Annotated in this window: 12 protein-coding genes and 1 pseudogene; 8 read left to right on the top strand and 5 right to left on the bottom strand. The window is 77.6% G+C overall.

From position 1 onward, the window contains the following. Window positions 1–85: 85 nt before the first annotated feature. The 4 genes and pseudogenes from cobJ (at window position 86) to cobA (ending at window position 4,522) form a co-directional block, all read left to right on the top strand. Window positions 86–1,786, top strand: a complete 1,701-nt coding sequence (gene cobJ, locus C5N14_RS17885; RefSeq protein ID WP_117669238.1) for a precorrin-3B C(17)-methyltransferase — start codon at window positions 86–88, stop codon at window positions 1,784–1,786. Then, window positions 1,774–2,022, top strand: a pseudogene (locus C5N14_RS33225) (DUF362 domain-containing protein); the annotation flags it as partial. The gene cobJ and the pseudogene C5N14_RS33225, both read left to right, overlap by 13 nt. Before the next feature lie 134 nt (window positions 2,023–2,156). Further along, on the top strand, window positions 2,157–2,753 hold the full coding sequence (locus tag C5N14_RS17875; RefSeq protein ID WP_117669236.1) for a precorrin-8X methylmutase: 597 nt from the start codon (window positions 2,157–2,159) through the stop codon (window positions 2,751–2,753). Continuing rightward, entirely contained in the window at window positions 2,750–4,522 is a 1,773-nt protein-coding gene (gene cobA / locus C5N14_RS17870; protein ID WP_117669235.1) for a uroporphyrinogen-III C-methyltransferase, read from the top strand. The genes C5N14_RS17875 and cobA overlap by 4 nt, the downstream gene beginning before the upstream one ends. 159 nt (window positions 4,523–4,681) lie before the next feature. Here cobA and crcB read toward each other — a convergent pair whose 3' ends face one another. The 3 genes from crcB to C5N14_RS17855 all read right to left on the bottom strand — a co-directional run bounded on the left by crcB (window position 4,682) and on the right by C5N14_RS17855 (window position 6,758). Next, a complete protein-coding gene (gene crcB, locus C5N14_RS17865) occupies window positions 4,682–5,044 on the bottom strand; it encodes a fluoride efflux transporter CrcB (protein WP_117669234.1) in 363 nt (120 codons plus the stop codon). Then, entirely contained in the window at window positions 5,041–5,613 is a 573-nt protein-coding gene (locus C5N14_RS17860) for a CrcB family protein (protein WP_117669233.1), read from the bottom strand. Before C5N14_RS17860 ends, crcB begins: the two co-directional genes overlap by 4 nt. A 362-nt stretch (window positions 5,614–5,975) precedes the next feature. Then, window positions 5,976–6,758 (bottom strand): trans-aconitate 2-methyltransferase, encoded by a 783-nt coding sequence (locus C5N14_RS17855; RefSeq protein WP_117669232.1) that lies wholly within the window; start codon window positions 6,756–6,758, stop codon window positions 5,976–5,978. A 329-nt stretch (window positions 6,759–7,087) separates the two neighbouring features. On the opposite strand from C5N14_RS17855, the gene C5N14_RS17850 reads away from it, so the two are divergent. After that, entirely contained in the window at window positions 7,088–8,059 is a 972-nt protein-coding gene (locus C5N14_RS17850) for a zinc-binding dehydrogenase (RefSeq protein ID WP_117669231.1), read from the top strand. Between the two features lie 162 nt (window positions 8,060–8,221). Here the strand turns inward: C5N14_RS17850 and C5N14_RS17845 are convergent, their stop codons facing one another. Further along, a complete protein-coding gene (locus C5N14_RS17845) occupies window positions 8,222–9,367 on the bottom strand; it encodes a hypothetical protein (RefSeq protein WP_128763601.1) in 1,146 nt (381 codons plus the stop codon). Between the two features lie 441 nt (window positions 9,368–9,808). Between C5N14_RS17845 and C5N14_RS17840 the strand changes: the two genes are divergently transcribed. After that, window positions 9,809–10,375 carry a dienelactone hydrolase family protein gene (locus C5N14_RS17840; RefSeq protein WP_117669229.1) on the top strand — a complete coding sequence of 189 codons (567 nt, stop codon included), beginning with the start codon at window positions 9,809–9,811 and terminating at the stop codon, window positions 10,373–10,375. Between the two features lie 148 nt (window positions 10,376–10,523). On the opposite strand, the gene C5N14_RS17835 is transcribed toward C5N14_RS17840, so the two are convergent. Continuing rightward, window positions 10,524–13,199 carry an adenylate/guanylate cyclase domain-containing protein gene (locus tag C5N14_RS17835; protein WP_243639721.1) on the bottom strand — a complete coding sequence of 892 codons (2,676 nt, stop codon included), beginning with the start codon at window positions 13,197–13,199 and terminating at the stop codon, window positions 10,524–10,526. A gap of 188 nt (window positions 13,200–13,387) precedes the next feature. Between C5N14_RS17835 and C5N14_RS17830 the strand changes: the two genes are divergently transcribed. Both C5N14_RS17830 and C5N14_RS17825 read left to right on the top strand, forming a co-directional pair. Next, complete coding sequence (locus tag C5N14_RS17830) at window positions 13,388–16,315, top strand: helix-turn-helix transcriptional regulator (RefSeq protein WP_117669228.1); 2,928 nt, start codon at window positions 13,388–13,390, stop codon at window positions 16,313–16,315. A gap of 124 nt (window positions 16,316–16,439) precedes the next feature. After that, window positions 16,440–17,210, top strand: a complete 771-nt coding sequence (locus C5N14_RS17825) for a DUF5995 family protein (RefSeq protein WP_117669227.1) — start codon at window positions 16,440–16,442, stop codon at window positions 17,208–17,210. The last annotated feature ends 14 nt before the right edge of the window (window positions 17,211–17,224 follow it).

Below are 17,224 nucleotides of genomic sequence, written 5' to 3'. Positions count from 1 at the left end.
CGCCGCGCGCCCGCCCGGCCGCCCACCGCCGCCGAACCGCCACCCGCCCGCTTCCGAACCGCCACCCGCCAGCCCAGGAGCGCAGATGCCCCGCATCGGACTCGTCGCCGCCACCGCCGCCGGCCGCCGGCACGCCCGGACCGTCGCCGCCGCCTGGCCGAACGCCCGCCTCGTCGAGGCCGGCACCGCCGCCGACGCGCTGCGCGCCGCGTTCACCGGGTACGACGCGGTGGTGGCGTTCCTCGCCACCGGCGCGGTGGTCCGCGTCCTCGCGCCGCTGCTGCGCGACAAGCACGCCGACCCGGCCGTCGTGGTGGTCGACGAGGCCGCCCGGCACGCCGTGGCGCTGCTCGGCGGGCACGCCGGGGGCGCCAACGCCCTCGCCGCCGACGTCGGCGCGCTGCTCGACGCCCGGCCGGTGGTCACCACCGCCACCGACGCGGTCGGCCTGCCCGGCCTGGACACCCTCGGTTGGCCGGTCGAGGGGGCCCTCGCCGCGGTGAGCCGGGCGATCCTCGACGGCGAGCCGGTGCGGCTGGTCGCCGACGCGGTGTGGCCGCTGCCCGCCCTGCCGGAGACCGTCCGTCCCGACGCTCCCGCCGACGGGCCCCGGCTGCTGGTCACCGACCGGGTGGTGCCGCTCGACGGGCGCACCGCAGTGCTGCGGCCCCCGTCGCTGGTGGTCGGCGTCGGCGGCAGCCGGGGCGTGCCCGCCGCCGAGGTGCGCGACCTGCTGGACCGGGTGCTCGCCGCCGCCGGGCTGAGCCCCGCCAGCGTCCGCTGCCTGGCCAGCGCCGACATCAAGGCCGACGAGGCGGGCATCCGGTCGACCGCCGACGCGCTGGGCGTACCCCTGGTGACGCATCCGGCGGCGGACCTGGCGGCGGTCGAGGTGCCGCACCCCAGCGAGGTGGTGCGCGCGGCGGTCGGCACGCCGAGCGTCGCGGAGGCCGCCGCGCTGCTCGGCGAGCCCGGCCGGCGCGGCGACGCGGCGCTGGTCGCGCCGAAGACCGCGTCGGCGATGGCCACGGTCGCGGTGGCCCGGCACGCGCCGCGCGGCCGGCTGGCGATCGTCGGCCTCGGCCCCGGCGCGGCCGACCTGCGCACCCCGCGCGCGGTCGCCGAGCTGCGCCGGGCCGCCGTGGTCGTCGGCCTCGACCAGTACGTCGAGCAGGTGCGCGACCTGCTGCGCCCCGGCAGCCGGGTGCTGGCCAGCGGCCTCGGCGCGGAGGAGGAACGGGCCCGCGCCGCCGTCACCGAGGCCGCCGCCGGGTACGCCGTGGCGCTGGTCGGCTCCGGCGACGCCGGGGTGTACGCGATGGCCAGCCCCGCCCTGGAACACGCCGACGACCGGATCGACGTGGTCGGGGTGCCCGGGGTGACCGCCGCGCTTGCCGCGTCGGCGCTGCTCGGCGCCCCGCTCGGCCACGACCACGCCTACCTGAGCCTGTCCGACCTGCACACCCCCTGGGAGGTCATCGAGCGGCGGGTGGCCGCCGCGGCCGAGGGGGACTTCGTGGCGCTGCTGTACAACCCGCGCAGCCGGGCCCGGGACTGGCAGCTCGCCGCCGCCCTGAAGACCTTCGCCGCGCACCGCCCGCCGGACACCCCGGTCGGGGTGGTGCGCAACGCCAGCCGGCCCGGCGAACGGGTGCACCTGGCCACCCTGGCCACGCTCGACCCGGCCGTGGTCGACATGTACAGCGTGGTGGTGGTCGGCAGCACCCAGACCCGGGTCGTCGCCGGCCGGATGGTCACCCCGCGCGGCTACCGGTGGCGCAGGTGACCGACCCGACCGTCGCGCCCGTGGCGATCGGCCCCTGCCAGGGGTGCGGCGCCTGCCTGCTGACCTGCCCGACGCACGCGATCCGGCCGACGCCGGCCGGGCTGCTGGTCCGCGCCGACCGGTGCACCGGCTGCCTGGAGTGCCTGGAGATCTGCCCGGTGGACGCGATCCGTGTCACCGAACCCGAGACGATCCGGAGGAGCCCGATGAGTTCGACCGCGGTCAGCGTCGCGCCCCCGGCGCGCCACCACCTGGCCGGCCCGGCGCCGACGGCGGTGCTCGGCGGGACCGCCGCGAACCCGGCCGGGCCGACGGCTGCCGGTGCGACGGCTGCCGGTGCGACGGTTGCCGGTGCGACGGGGGAGTCCCGGTGAGCCGCGCGGTACACCCGATCGAGCAGCAGTCGTACGCGATCCTGCGCTCCCGGGTGGACCTGACCGGCCTGCCGCCGCTGACCCGGGCCGTCACCGAACGGGTGGTGCACGCCAGCGCCGACCTCGACTACGTCACCGACCTGGTCTGCGACGAGGCGGCCCTGGCCGGCGGGCTGGCCGCCCTGCGGGCAGGGGCGCCCGTCGTCACCGACGTGGCGATGGTCGCCGCCGGGATCACCCGCGCCGGCCTGGAACTGGTCTGCCCGATCGCCGAGCCGGCCGCCGCCGGGCTGGCCCGGGCGGCGGGGATCACCCGCTCGGCGGCGGCTGCCCGGCTGGCGTACGACCGGGTCGGTGCCGGCGCGGTGTGGGTGGTCGGCTGCGCGCCCACCGCCCTGTTCGAGCTGATCGACCTGGCCGCCCGGCCGGCGCTCGTGGTGGGGCTGCCGGTCGGCTTCGTCGGCGCCGCCGAGTCCAAGGCCGCGCTGCGGGCCAGCGGCCTGCCCGCGGTCTCCAACATCGGCGAGAAGGGCGGCTCCGCGGTCGCCGCCGCCGCCCTCAACGCCCTGCTCTACCTTGAGGAGAAGCCATGACGCCGACCCGGGATGCCCGCACCCCGCTGCTGATCGTCGGGCACGGCACCCGCAGCGCCGCCGGGGTCGCCCAGTTCGCCGCGTTGGTCGAGCGGATCCGCCACCGGGACGCCGTAGCCGACGTCGAGGGTGGGTTCATCGAGCTGTCCCGGCCGCCGCTGACCGACGCGGTCGGCGCGCTGGTCGACCGGGGGCACCGCCGGCTCGTGGCGCTGCCCCTCGTGCTCGCCGCCGCCGGCCACGGCAAGGGCGACATCCCGGCCGCGCTGGCCCGGGAGAAGCAGCGCTTCCCCGGGTTCGGGTACGCCTACGGCCGGCCGCTCGGCCCGCACCCGCTGCTGCACGACGCGCTGGCGCAGCGGATCGACGCCGTGCTGGCCGGGGCCGACCGGGCCGGGACCTGGGTGGCGCTGATCGGCCGGGGCTCCACCGACCCGGACGCCAACGCCGAGGTCGCCAAGGTGGCCCGGCTGCTCTGGGAGGGGCGCGGCTACGCCGGCGTCGAGCCGGGGTTCGTCTCGCTGGCCGAGCCGTCGGTGCCGGCCGTGCTGGACCGGCTGCGCCGGCTCGGTGCGCGGCGGATCGTCGTCGCGCCGTACTTCCTGTTCGCCGGGGTGCTGCCGGACCGGATCGTCGCCCAGACGGCCGGGTTCGCTGCCGCCTACCCCGACCTCGACGTGCGGGTCGCCGACCTGATCGGCGACTGCGACGCCCTCGCCGACCTCGTGCTCCAGCGGCACGCCGAGGCGCTGCGCGGGGACATCCGGATGAACTGCGACACCTGCGCTTACCGGGTGGCGCTGCCCGGCTTCGTCGACAAGGTGGGCCGGCCGCAGACCCCGCACGACCACCCCGACGACCCGGTCGGCGGTCACCACGGCCACGGCCCCGACCACGACCACCATGGCCACCAGCACGGCCACGGGCACCAGCACGACCACGGCCACCAGCACGGCCACGGCCCCGACCACCAGCACGGGCACGGTCCTGGCGACGGCCACGGGCACGGGCAGGACGGCCGCGGCCGGCACCGGGTGGGGGGCCTGCGGCCGGGGCAGGTCGCCATCGTCGGCGGCGGGCCCGGCCCCGACGACCTGATCACCGTACGCGGCAGGGCGCTGCTCGACGCCGCGGACGTGGTGGTCGCCGACCGGCTCGCCCCGCGCGGCCTGCTGGCCGGGTTGCACCCCGGGGTGCTGGTGGTGGACGCGGCGAAGGTCCCCCGGGGACCGTCGATGGGGCAGGACGCCATCAACGACGCCCTCGTCGCGCACGCCCGTGCCGGCCGCCGGGTGGTCCGGCTCAAGGGCGGCGACCCGTACGTCTTCGGCCGGGGCCACGAGGAGGTCCAGGCCTGCGCGGCGGCCGGGGTGGAGACGGTCGTCGTCCCCGGGGTGAGCAGCGCCGTCGCCGCGCCCGCCCTGGCCGGCGTGCCGGTCACCCACCGGGGGGTCGCGCACGACGTCACCGTGGTCTCCGGTCACCTGCCTCCGGGGGACCCGGGCTCGCTGGTGGACTGGACCGCGCTGGGCCGGGCCCGGGGCACCCTCGTGCTGCTCATGGCCGTCGACACGATCTCCAAGATCGCCGCCGTGCTGGTCGAGCACGGCCGGGCCCCGGACACCCCGGCGCTGGTCGTCCAAGACGCGGGGCACCCGACCCAGCGGACGCTGACCTCCCGGTTGGACGAGCTGGGCGCGCTGGCGGTCCGGGCGGACATCCGGCCCCCGGCGGTCTTCGTGGTCGGCCCGGTCGTCGCCCTGGGCTGACCGGGACGGGCCGCCCGTCCGCCCCGTGGCGCAACGGGCGGCCCTCCCGACGACCGGCCCGGGCCCGGGGCCCGTCGGACGGGGAGACACGGCGGGCCCGCCGCCGCTCGTCGACGGTCGCGTCGCCCCCACGGACACCGGCGCCTCGGCCGGGGCGGGTCAGCCGCGCAGCGCGCGGGTCACCGCGTAGCCGAGCGACGCCGCGGCCAGCGCGGCGGCCACGCTGACCAGCGCGTTGGCCAGGGCACGCCACCGGGAACCGTCGCGGGCCAGCCGCAGCGTCTCGTAGCCGAAGGTCGAGTACGTGGTGAGCGCGCCGCAGAAGCCGGTGCCGAGCAGCGCGGCGACGGCCGGCCCGACCGGCACGGCGACGAGGGCGCCGAGCAGCAGCGAGCCGAGCACGTTCACGGTCAGGGTGCCCCACGGGAACGACGAGCCGCGCCGGGACTGCACGGCCCGGTCGGTGAGGTAGCGCAGCGGCGCCCCGACGGCCGCGCCGAGGGCGATCAGCAGGACGGTCACCGGTCCCTCCGATCCGTACCGGCCGGCCCGGCCGGGGCCGGCCCACCCGCCGCCCGGGAACCACCCGCCCCCGGCCGCCCGCCGGACGTCACCGCCGGGGCGGCGCGGCCCGCGCGGCCCAGGAACCGGCTGGCGGCGTCGCCGAGCCACACCGCGACCAGCGCCGCCACCAGGGTGGCGAGCAGGTACGCCAGCGCGGTGCCGGCCGCCCCGGCGGCCACGGCCAGCCGCACGTCGACCGCGTACGTGGAGAAGGTGGTGAACCCGCCCAGCACGCCGACGCCGAGGAAGGGCCGGGTGAGCGGCCGGGTCCGCCCGGCGGTGACCACCGCCATCAACGCCCCGATCAGCAGGCACCCCGTCACGTTGACGGTGAACGTCGCCCACGGGAAGCCGGTGGGCCGGTGCGGGAACGCGGCCTGGAGCCCCGCGCGGGCCAGCGCGCCGAGCACACCCCCCGCCGCGATCACGGCGAGCGCCGCCGCCGGGTGCACCCGCAGCTCGCCCCGGTCCCCGGGTACGCGCAGGTCGACGTCGGGGTCGAGCCGGCGTGGTTCCGCTCCGGTCACCTCGTCCTCCCACCAGCACGGCCGTCACCGGCGGGAATCCGTCGCGGGTGACCTCGCGGCTGCCCGACGGCCGCCCCGACGGCGGCCCCTCGTGCCTCCGCCGGGACGAGCCTACCGCCGGCGGGCCCACCGGCCCCGGGGTCGGCACCAGCCTCTGGTCGCCCGGTCGGCACCAGCCCTGGCCCCCGGGCCGGCCCCGCCCGCCGGTGCGTGGCGTGGTCGGCCCGGGGCGTCGGGGCAGTCCCGGCCGTGGCGGCGGGTACCCGGTAGCCGCGTACCGGTCAATGGTGGAGTCCGGGCCGCCGGTGCGGTGGGCCGGGCGGTCCGGGGCGGGGTGGCCGCCGCGCCGGTGGCGGGTCCGGTCAGCGGACGGCGGCCACCGCCGCGTCGGCGCCGCCCCGCCACAGCGTGCCGACCTCGGTGAAGCCTGCGGCGGCCAACGTGTCGAGGTGCCAGGAGACCGGGGGGTTCCAGTCGGGACTGTGTCCGGTCGGGTAGATCTCCTGGCGCCGCGCGACCAGTGGGCCGAGCACCGGGTCCGCGCCGGCCCGCTCCCACCAGTCGGACCAGGACAGGGCCGCGCCGGCGGCGTACCGGGCGGCCCGGCGCTCGCGGGCCCGGGCGGTCAGCTTGTCGGTCAGCCCCGGCAGCGCGTCGTCGGGCATCCGGTCGGCGTTGACGAAGAGCCCGCCCGGACGCAGCAGGTCGCGGATCTCGCCGTAGAGGTCGGTGAGCCGGCCGGCGGGCAGCCAGTGCAGGGCGGTGGCGGTGAGCACCGCGTCGTAGTCGCGGTGCGGCAGCCGGTCGGTCCAGTCGGGGCGGCCCAGGTCGGCGACCAGCACGCTCGCCCGGTCGCCCAGCGACGCGCCGGCCAGGGCCAGCAGCGCCGGGTCGAGGTCGACCAGGGTCACCTCGGCCCGGGGGAAACGGGCCAGCGCCCGCAGGGAGATGGTGCCGGTGCCTCCGGCGAGGTCGAGCAGGCGCGGCGCGTCCGCGTCGGTGACCGCGTCGACGGCGTCGAGCATGGCGGCGAAGCGTTCCTCCCGGTCCGGCAGGAACGCCTCCTGCTGCTGGTCCCAGCTTTCCTGGAAGGCCGCCGCCGTTGCGGCGAGCTGGTCCGCTGCCTCGGTGATGTAAGGAGTCATGACGAGCAGGCTAGTTACCTGTCCGGGCTTCGTCCAGACCTTGTTGCCAACTATTGGCAATTGCAGGATGATGGCGGGGCGATGATCGGCCGGATGGCCGGCGAGGCGTCCCGGTGCGGTGGTGGTTCATCCCTGCGCCGGGACGTCGCCCCGCCGGTCCCGCCGCGCTGGTGGCCTCGCCCTGATCGACTCCAGGTCCATGACAAGGCGGCATCAGGCCGTCGAGATGCCCCGATGTCACTGACACCGTGTCGATCAATCGGGGGTTGACCTCAACCATGCTTCACCTCAGAGGCTGTCGTGGACGGCGAGCGACCTGGAGGTACGGCATGCGAGTGATCGAGGTGACCCGGTTCGGCGGGCCGGAGGTGCTGACCCTGATCGACGCACCCGACCCGACGCCGGGTCCGGGTGACGCGGTGGTCGAGGTGGCCTTCGCGGACGTGCTGTGGATCGACACGGCGATCCGCGGGGGGCGGGCCGGCGCGTGGTTCCCGACCCAGCCACCGTACCGGCCGGGGGCCGGGGTGGCCGGGACGGTCGCCGCGGTGGGTGAGGGCGTCGACCCCGGCTGGGTCGGCCGGCGGGTGGTCGGGCGGACCGGGCCGGGCGGCGGCTACCTGGATCGGGCCCTCGTGCCGGTCGACGGTCTGCTCGCCGTGCCGCCGGTGGTGTCGCTGCGCGACGCGGCGGCCCTGCTGCACGACGGGGCCACCGCGTTCGCCGTGCTCGACCTCGTCGGGGGCGTCCGGACCGGTGAGCGGGTGCTGGTCACCGCCGCCGGCGGGGGAGCGGGTGCGGTGCTGGTCCAGGCCGCCCGAGCCGCGGGCGCCCGGGTGGTGGCGGCGGCCCGCGGGCCGGCCAAGCGGGACGCGCTGCACCGGCTCGGGGCCGAGGAGGTCGTGGACTACTCCGAGCCGGGGTGGACCGACGAGGTGCGCGCCGGCCTCGGCGGCCTCGACGTGCTGTTCGACGGCGCCGGCGGGGAGTACGGCCCGGCCGCGTTCGACCTGATCCTGCCCGGCGGTCGGGCCTGTGCCTACGGCGCGCCGGCCGGTGGCTTCGCCGCGCCCGACCCGGCGTCGGCCCGGGAGCGGGGCGTGGCGGTCACCGGCATCGTGGAACTGCGGGCCGCCTCGGCGCCGGCCCGTCGGCGGCACCTGTTGGCGGCGCTGGACGCCGCCGCCGCCGGCCGGCTGGCGCCGCTGGTGGGGCAGACGTTCCCGCTGGACCGGGCGGCCGACGCGCACCGGGCCATCGAGGAGCGGGCGACGGTCGGCAAGACGCTGCTCACCGTCTGACCGGCCTGTGTCGGCCTGGCCCTGTGTCGGCCCGGCCCTGTGTCGGCCTGGCCCTGTGTCGGCCTGGCCCTGTGTCGGCCTGGCCCTGGGTCGGCCTGGCCCTGGGTCCGTCCGGGCGGGGACGGGCCGGCGGGGTGGCGTCCAGTGGGCGGCCCGTCGGCGTCAGCGGGTCGAGTCCGCCGGGGCCGGCGCACCGGGGGCGGCGGCCTCCGGTCCCGCCGAGGCGGGACCGGCCGGCCCCGGCCGGGGCACCTCGGCCGGGGTTGGCTGGGCGGCCAGGCCGCCGAGCAGGGCCCCGAGGAGCGCGGCGAGGGTGACAACGCCGGTGGTCACCTCCGGGGTCCAGCCGATCCCGGCGGCCAGCGCGAGCCCCGCCAGGTGCCCGGCGACCACCAGCCCGGCGAGCAGGGCGCCGGCGGCCGGCAGCCGCAGCGCGGCGTCGCGCCCGCGGACGGCGTCCAGCCGGAGCAGCAGCAGGTCGGCGAGGCCCGCGCCGCAGACCGCCCCGAGTGCGGCCCACACCTGCGGCGTCGGGAACTCGTGCATCACCATGTCGAACAGCGCCACCCCGGCCGCCAGCGCCGCGCCCGCGCCCGGGGTGGCCCGCCGCCGGTGGGCGAGCAGGAACGGCCCGACCAGCACCAGCGTGGTGATCAGGTACGCGTCGACGCCGAGGACCGCCGTCTGCTGCGTCCCGACGGCGCCGATCGCGCGGGTCGGCGCGAGGATGAGGAACGCCGACGCGTAGGTGAGCAGGATCGACGGCGCCATCACGCCCAGGGCCAGCGACGCCACCCCCGTCGCCGACCGTCCGCCCTGCTCCCCGCTGGCCCACCAGGACCGCAGCGGGCTGGTCAGCAGCAGCACCGCCGACGCGTCCAGCAGCAGGTGACTCGGGCTGAACGCGGCGTCCAGGCCCACCTCCACCCCGAGGGCCTCGTGCCAGGCCAGGTCGGCCAGGCCGGCGAGCAGGAAGGTGACCGCGCCGATCGCGCCGACCCGGTAGCCGGCCGGGAAGCCGTCCCGCCACCACCGGGGCGCCGCGTCGCGCCGCTGGTACGCCAGCCAGAACGTCCACGCCGCAGTGGCGGCGAAACCCGCGTAGAGCAGGCCGTGCCACGGGGTGAAGAAGCCCTCGATGGTCTCGACGATGTTGCTGTGCGCCCAACCGTCGGACATCGCCCCGGCCGTCAGGCACGCGCCGAACAGGACGGTGACCAGGTCCTCCCGGCGGGTGGCCGGCGGCACCCGGGGGACGGCCGCAGGGGCGGACGGGGATGCCTCGTGGCGGACTCCGCTGCTCGTCATCGGGCGCTCCTCTCAAGAGTCGGTAACTCCGCGCCATTGTGCGATCCCGGTGCGTGACGGAGTGGGACCCTCGGGTGTCCACGCCGGGCGGGTCGCCCCGGCGTCCACCTGCTGGAACAACCGGTACGGGCGTACGGTATGCGGGTCGCCCGGCGCGACCGCCGGCCGCGCCACCGTCGTCGCAGGAGGCGCTGCGCAGGACCGGACCCCCGTCCCGAGGAACTCGAACCGGTGGAGCGGGCCGGCGTGGCCGAGCTGCGGACGCTCCAGCTCGGCCCCGGCCCGTCACCGTCACTCGTGACGGCGGCGAGGTGGTCGCCGGGGTTTCGTGGCCGCACCCGTACCCTCGCCGAGGGCGGCGGGCGGGGCTGACGCCTCCCACCGGCCGGCGGGCAGCGCCCACCGTCGGTGGATGTCGGACCCGTGGGCCAGGATGGTGGGATGAGTCAGATCGCGCTGTTCCACTCCGTCTACGGCCTGCGCCCGGCGGTGCTGGCCGCCGCCGACCGGCTCCGCGCCGCCGGGCACCGGGTCGTCACCCCCGACCTGTACGGGGAGCCCGCCGCCGACACCGTCGAGGCGGGGTTCGCCCTGCTCGACAAGGTCGGCAAGCAGACCGTGCTCGACCGGGCCCGGGTTGCCGTGGCCGACCTGCCGCCCGACACGGTCCTGGCTGGCTTCTCCTTCGGCGTCTGGGTGGCCGCCGAACTGCTCGCCGAGCGCCCCGATGCCGCCGCCCTGCTCCTGCTGCACGGCATCGCCGGCCCGCCGGAGACGGTCCGGCCCGGCCTGCCGGTGCAACTGCACCTCGCCGATCCCGACGAGTACGAGCCGCAGGACGAGGTCGACGCGTGGCAGCGGGCGATGACCGCCGCCGGCGCCGACCTCTCGGTGTACCGCTACCCGGGCCCGGGTCACCTCTTCACCGACCCGGGCGTCCCTGATCACGACCCGGCCGCCGCCGAGCTGACCTGGGAACGCGTGCTCGCCTTCCTCGACGGTCGCTGACGTCCGGGGCGGATCGGTGGCGGTGACCGACTCGGGTGGTCCCGGCACAGCCGGCGACAGCGGGCCACCCAGCCGAACGTCCTCTTCCCGGTGCCAGGGCTTCCGGGATCGATGACCTCAGGTGGTCGATCGGTTGCGCAACACTTTCTCAGGCCGCCACCGCCAGGTGAGCCGGGCCGGTACCCGGGGCCGGTCGGCCTGACCCCGTCGGGCCCGTCGCCACGGTCCGAACCGTCGTCCGTCCGGCCGCCGCCTGTCCGGTCGGTGTCCGGCGCATCGTCGTCCGGACGGTCGCCGCGCCACCGGCCGGAGCCGTGCCGGTTGCGGTCCGTCCGGTCGTCGCCGCGCCGGCCGTCGTGCGCCCGGGGGCGCCCGGCGCGATCGTCGCCCCGTTGCCCGGCCCGGCACCGGTCCGGTCGGCGCTTCCCGTCCGGTCCACCGGATCCGCCGACCTGGCCGCCCCGTCGGGCGCCGCCGGCACCAGCGCCCGCTCCCGCAGGCGGACGACCGGCGCCCAGCGGTCCTGGGGCGGGCCGGCGTCGCCGGGACCGGGCCGATCGGGCCGGGCCGGCCGGACGTCCCCCGGTTCGCGCCGGATCTCCCGCGCCGGCCGGCCGGCCGGCGTCGCCGGGCCGCCCGACGCGCGGGAACAGTGCGCTGGCGAGTCGGCGACCGAGAGGTGTGGGCCCCCGGTCGTGCCGGGCGGACCGGCGACCGCGCGGCGGGGGCCGACGGCCGGGGCGGGTGGACCGGCGACCGCGAGCCGCGAAGTCCCCGCCGCGCCGCGCGGGCCGGCGATCGTGAGGCGCGGATCCCTGGGCGGGCCGGCGGGCGAGGACCGCGCCGTATCCAGGGCCGGGCCGGCGGGCGCGGGGCGGGCAGCCACGGCGGGGCCGGGCAGCGCGGTGCGGACCAGCCGGGCGGCTGGCGACCGCCCCGTCCGCACCGGCGGGCCGCCCCGACGGCGGGGCGGGGGCGCGCCGATCGGGTGGACAGGTGCCCCGCTGGCCGGTCGCGCCGGGCCCGTCGGGTGACCCGGGACCGCCTCGGCCCGCCCAGCCGCGCCGACCGGCCGAGACGCCAGGTGCGGCCCGGCCGGGACCGCCCGGTCGGCCCGCCGGGCGATCTCGGTCCGTACCGACCTGGGCAGCCGGTCGTGCGCGACCCGGCGCAGCGCCGGATCGGCGACGGACCAGCCGCCCCGGGCGGCGCGCCGTAGCAGGCCGCGCCCGGCGAGCCGGCGCAGGACCGGCTCGGCCCGCCCCGGCGCCCAGCCGACCGCCCGGTCCACCGTCGCGGCGGGGACCGCCGGCCCCAGGGCGGCGACCACCATCGTCGCGGCCCGCTCCGCGCCGTCGCAGGCGTCCAGCCGGACGCCGGCGCTCGCGCGCACCCGGTCCGGCAGCGCCGCCGCCGGGTCCGCCCCCTCGGTGACCTGCCGCGCGTACGCCTCGGCTGCCCCGGGCAGGCCGCCGACCAGGGGCAGCAGCCGCGCCGCCAGCGCCGTCGGCCGGCCGGCCCGGGCGAGTAGTTGGCGCAGCAGCCGTCCGGTCTCCACCTGGGACAGCGGCGGCAGCGGCACCTCGGTGCGCCGGTCGGCCGGCCCCGGCCGGGTGTCGGCCCGCTCCGGACGGTGGGTGGTCACCACCGCCAGCGGCAGCCCCCGCGCGACGGCCGCCGCGAACAGGCCGCGCAGGAACCGGGTCACCGTCGGGGCGGCGCGGTCCAGGTCGTCCACCGCCACCACCAGGGGCTGCACGGCGGCCTGACGCAGCAGCAGCCACTGCCAGACCACCGCGCCGGCCGGGAACGACCCGTCCAGCAACCCTTCCAGGGCTACGGCCGTGGACAGCGCCCGCACCGGCGGCACCAGGCCGTCCACCGCCGCCAGCAGCCGCCGGCGGACGGTGGCCGGCGGGTCCTCGGCGCGTACGCCGGCGAACGCGCGCAGCAGGTCGGCCACGGGTCCGACCGGTCGCTGCGGGCACGGCGGGCAGGCGACCACGCACCAGCGCACCGGGGTCCCGTCGACGGCGCCGACGGCCTGGTGCAGCTCGTGCAGCATCCGGCTGCGCCCGCTGCCGTCCGGGCCGACCAGCGACACCCAGCGCGGGTTGCGTTCGCGTACCGCCCGCAGCACCTGGTCCCGTGCGGTGGCCAGCGGGCGGCGCCGGCCGACCAGCCGGCCACGGTGGCCGACCTGCTCGGGCCGGGCCGGGCCGGCGGCGATCGAGACGTCCATCGGCCGGGGCTTGCCGGCGACGGTCAGCGGGGGCAGCGCGCGGTGGGCGATCAGGCCGGCGGTGGCGCGCCGGGTGGCCGCGCAGACGACGACGGCGCCGGGCGGTGCGTGCTCCTGGAGGCGGGCGGCGGCGGTGATCACCGCGCCGCTGGCCGTGCCGTGTGCGCCGTCGCGCACCGCGGCGACGTCCACCAGCGCCTCGCCGGTGGCGACCCCGACCCGGGTGCGCAGGGCCGCCACGCCGGGCAGCGTCCGCCCGTCCAGCGCGCGCTGGATCTCCAGCCCGGCCCGCACCGCCCGGTACGCGTCGAAGCCGTCGGACTCCCGGGCCCCGAACAGGGCCATCACGGCGTCGCCGACGTACTTCTCGACCACGCCGCCCCACCGGGCCAGCACCCCGGCGACGGTGTCGAAGTACGCGCGTTGCAGGGCCCGGACCTCCTCCGGGTCCAGCCGGTCGACCAGCGCGGTCGAGCCGACGATGTCGGCGAAGAGCACGCTGACCGTCCGCCGCTCCTCCGGCACGGGCCAGTCCGCCGGTGCCGTGACCTGCGCTCCCGTGACGATCGTGGACATTGGCATCGCACCGTCCTTCCCCCCGTTTGGTGCCTGACGACCCCAGGAGACTCCCACCACCGGTAGGTCGGGGGATCGGCAGAACGACGTATGTCGGCCCCCCGCAACCTTTAGTCGCAATGTCGACGCGAGGCGTACGAGTGGCGGCAAAGACCCGTAGAACGGTCCGGGGACCTGTGACTAGGCTGCGAGCCATGGCCAGCGATGTGGACACCGCGCCGCTCGTCGGCCGTGCCGGCCAGGTGGCGACGCTGCGGTCCGCGCTGCTCGACGACGTCGGGCCGGGACAGACGGCGGCGGTCTTCCTCACGGGCGAGAGCGGGGTGGGCAAGACCCGGCTGTTGCGTGAGGTGGGCGACGGGCTGCGCGCGGCCGGCGCACTGGTGCTCACCGGCGCGTGCCTCGACATCGGCGACGCCTCCCCGCTGCACCCCCTGTTGCAGGCGCTGCGCCGGTTCGACGCGGACCTGACCGCCTCGCACGCCCGGACGTCGTCGGCGGTGCGCGGGCTGTTGCAGATGTTCGCCGAGGAGACCGGCGGCCCGGACGGCGCGGGGGCCCTGCTGGAGCGGGTGTCGCGGGGGCTGCACCTGGTGGCCCAGGGCCGGCCGCTGGTGCTCGTGCTCGATGACCTTCAGTGGGTCGACCGGAGCACCCGGCAGTTGCTGCTCTACCTGCTCGCCGGGCTGGGCGACCTGCAACTGTCGGTGTTGGCGGCGGTGCGGGCCGAGTCGTTGCAGGGCGCGCACCCGCTGCGCCGGGTGCTGACCGAGCTGCGCCGGCTGCGGTCGGTGCGGGTGCTCGACCTGGCCCCGCTGGACCGGGCGGACACCGAGCGGTTGGCGGCGGAGATCGTGGGCGGGCCGCTGGGCGCGGAGACGGCGGAGTCGGTGTGGCAGCGCAGCGGCGGCAACCCGTTCGTGGTCGAGGAGTTGGCGCGGGACCTGCGCGAGGGCCGGGACGGGCTGTCGGACACCCTGCGGGAGGTGTTCCTGGCCCGGGTGGACGCCCTGCCCGAGCCCGCGCACGCGGTGGTGCACGCGGTGGCCGTCGGGGTGGAGCCGGTGGCGCACTGGTTGCTGGCCGAGGTGACCCGGTTGCCGGAGGAGGAGCTGATCGACGCGGTCCGGGCGGCGGTGGCGCACCGGTTGCTGGTCGGCGACGACGACGGGTACCGGCTGCGGCACCGGTTGGTCGCCGAGGTGCTGGCCCACGAACTGCTGCCCGCCGAGCGGTCGGCCCTGCACCGCCGGTACGCGGAGGCGCTGACCTCGGTTCCGGCGGAGCTGCACCAGGCCCGGCTGGCGCACCACTGGCGGCTGGCCGGCGAGCCCGCCCGCGCCCTGCCGGCGGCGGTGGCCGCCGCTGGGGAGGCGGAGCGGCTGCACGGCTACGCCGAGGCCCACCGGCACTGGTCGGTGGCCCTCCAACTGGCCGACGCCCCGGCCACCGGGGCGTCTGCGGTGGACGGCAGTCTCGACGTCGACCGCGCGGACCTGCTGCGGCACGCCGCCGAAGCGGCGCACCACTGCGGCGAGCACGCCCGGGCGCTGGCCCTGCTGGAGGAGCTGGCCACCGCCGACGGCGCGCCCCCGGTCTGCGCGCTGCACATCCGTCGGGCCCGCTACCTGGCCGCGGCCGGCCGGTCCGCCCCGGCGGAGGCGGAGTACCGGCGGGCCCTCGCGGCGGCCGACTGCACCTCCCGGGAGCGGGCCGCCGCCGCCGCGCACCTGGCCGAGCTGTTGCTGCACCTGGGCCGGTACGCCGACGCCGGCGAACGGGCCCGGGAGGCCCTGGAGCTGGCCGCCGAGGTCGACGGGTCGGTCTCCGAGGTCGTTCTGGCCAGCATGGCGCTGGGGTTCAGCGAGGCGTACCTGGAGGACCCGGACGCCGGGCTGGCGGTCATGCGCGAGGCCCTGGCCACCGCCGAGCGGTCCGGCCGCCCGGAGGACGTGGCGTGCGCGTACCTGCACCTGGCGGAGCTGCTCACCGGCCCGCTGAACATCCTGGAGGAGGGCGTCGTGGTGGCCCGCCGGGGCGCCGAGCGGGTCGCCGAGCTGGGGCTGGGCCGCACGTACGAGACCCGGCTGCTGGCCATCGCCACCAACGGGCTGTTCCGGGTCGGGCAGTGGGCCGAGGCGGAGAAGGTGGTCGCGGCGGCGCTGCGGCACCGCCCCTCCGGCGCGGACGCCGTGGAGCTGCTGCTGGCCCGCTGCCGGCTCTGGGTGGGCTACGGCGACATCGAGGCCGCCGACCGGGACCTGGAGGCGGTCGCCACGGTGCTGGCCGGCGGCGGTGCCCGGCACGTCATCCCGCTGCTCACCCTGCGTGCCGGCCTGGCGATGTGGCAGGGCCGGCACGAACTGGCCCGCCAGGCGGTGCAGCGGGGCCTGACCGAGAGCCGCTCCGACGACGTGGGCATCCTCGCCGCGCTGGTCTGGCACGGGCTGCGGGCCGAGGCCGAGGCGTACGCGTCCCGCACGGTGCCGGTCGACCGGACGGCGGTACGCCGGCTGCGCGAGGTGGCCGAGCGGGTGGCCCGCAAGAGCGAGCACGCCGTCCGCTCGGTGCGCGACGTGGTCGACGGGTTCCTGGCGCTGTGCGACGCCGAGCTGAGCCGCCTGGACGGGAACAGCGACCCGGCGCTGTGGGCGCGCTCGGTGACCGAGTGGGAGCGGCGCCACCACCCGTACCCGGCGGCGTACTCGCGGCTGCGGCAGGCGGAGGCGCTGCTGGCCCGGCGCAGCCGTACGGCGACCGCCGGCAAGCTGCTGCGCCAGGCGTACCAGGTGGCCCAGGGCCTCGGCGCGGTGCCGCTGAGCACCGAGATCCGCACCCTGGCCAGCCGGGCCCGGGTGCCGCTGGAGGCGCACGGCACCTCGGTCGAGGGCCGGTCCCCGGCCGACGCCGAGCCGGCCGGCACCGAGTTGGCGGCGCTCACCGCCCGGGAGCGCGAGGTCCTCGCCGCGGTGGCCGAGGGGCTGACCAACAAGGAGATCGGCCAGCGGCTGTTCATCAGCGAGCGGACCATCGGCGTGCACGTCTCGCACATCTTCGACAAGCTCCAGGTCCGTACCCGGGTGCAGGCCAGCGCGATCTTCCTACGCAACCGTCCCGAGTAGGCGCCGACGTACGTCGGTCGGTTGCGTATACGTCGTTCTACTGATCCGCCGCACGGTCCCGGCTGAAAGGCTGTGCTCCGACGTCGGCGGCACGGGGGGTGCCCCGGACCACAGTGGAGGAGACATGGACGAACCGGTCTGGGGCCCCGTACACCAGGACATCGTCGGCCTGCTGGCCGACCACCCGGCGGATGTGCCGGCGGTGGTCGACCACCTCACCAAGCTCCAGGACCTGCTGGTCCGGCTGCCTCCGCTGGAGCGGAGCTGTCCCCTCGCGGACTTCAACGAGCTCTACCTGACCATCACCACCAGCGTGCTCAACGGCCTGTACGACGACCGCTTCGCCGACCCGGTCTTCCTGGCCCGGCTCGACGTGGAGTTCGCCGCCCGCTACTTCGACGCGCTGCGGTACTGGACCGAGTCGAGCCCGGTCACGCCGCGGGCCTGGTCGTGCCTGTTCCGGCGGATGCGCGGCCCGGACGCCCGGCCACTGCCCTCGGCGGCGGCCGGGGTGAACGCCCACATCAACTACGACCTGCCGTTCGCCCTGGTGACCACGTTCGACAGCCTGGAGTCCGAGCCGGTCGACGGCAGCGAGCAGCACCACGACTACCTGGAGATCAACCAGATCTTCGCGGAGCGGATCCCGGAGCTGCGCCGGGGCTACCTGGACAACTGGCAGCTCATGATCGACATGCTCAACGGCGACATCGACGACTGGTACCAGGGCGAGTTGGTGGAGTACACCCGGAACGTGGCCTGGCGCAACGCGCAGAAGATCTGGCGCTGCCGGCACGATCCGGAGGCCCGCGAGTGTGAGCGCGAACGGCTGGACGACAACGCCGCCGCGCTCGGCCGGCTGCTGCTGTCGCCCCTCGGGGCGTTCCTGCAGTAGCCGGGACGGGGGGT

The sequence above is a fragment of the Micromonospora sp. MW-13 genome (assembly GCF_003434305.1).
GTDB lineage: Bacteria > Actinomycetota > Actinomycetes > Mycobacteriales > Micromonosporaceae > Micromonospora.
Note: the sequence above shows the minus strand (reverse complement) of the source record. Positions and strands in the feature narration are given on the sequence as shown.

Bases quoted from the DNA above. Each gene is read 5' to 3' on its own strand.
- cobJ (WP_117669238.1), top strand. From the start codon at position 86: ATGCCCCGCATCGGACTCGTCGCCGCCACCGCCGCCGGCCGCCGGCAC.
- C5N14_RS17825 (WP_117669227.1), top strand. From the start codon at position 16,440: ATGGACGAACCGGTCTGGGGCCCCGTACACCAGGACATCGTCGGCCTG.
- C5N14_RS17840 (WP_117669229.1), top strand. From the start codon at position 9,809: ATGAGTCAGATCGCGCTGTTCCACTCCGTCTACGGCCTGCGCCCGGCG.
- cobA (WP_117669235.1), top strand. From the start codon at position 2,750: ATGACGCCGACCCGGGATGCCCGCACCCCGCTGCTGATCGTCGGGCAC.
- C5N14_RS17845 (WP_128763601.1), bottom strand. From the start codon at position 9,367: ATGACGAGCAGCGGAGTCCGCCACGAGGCATCCCCGTCCGCCCCTGCG.
- C5N14_RS17830 (WP_117669228.1), top strand. From the start codon at position 13,388: ATGGCCAGCGATGTGGACACCGCGCCGCTCGTCGGCCGTGCCGGCCAG.
- C5N14_RS17855 (WP_117669232.1), bottom strand. From the start codon at position 6,758: ATGACTCCTTACATCACCGAGGCAGCGGACCAGCTCGCCGCAACGGCG.
- C5N14_RS17850 (WP_117669231.1), top strand. From the start codon at position 7,088: ATGCGAGTGATCGAGGTGACCCGGTTCGGCGGGCCGGAGGTGCTGACC.
- C5N14_RS17835 (WP_243639721.1), bottom strand. From the start codon at position 13,199: ATGCCAATGTCCACGATCGTCACGGGAGCGCAGGTCACGGCACCGGCG.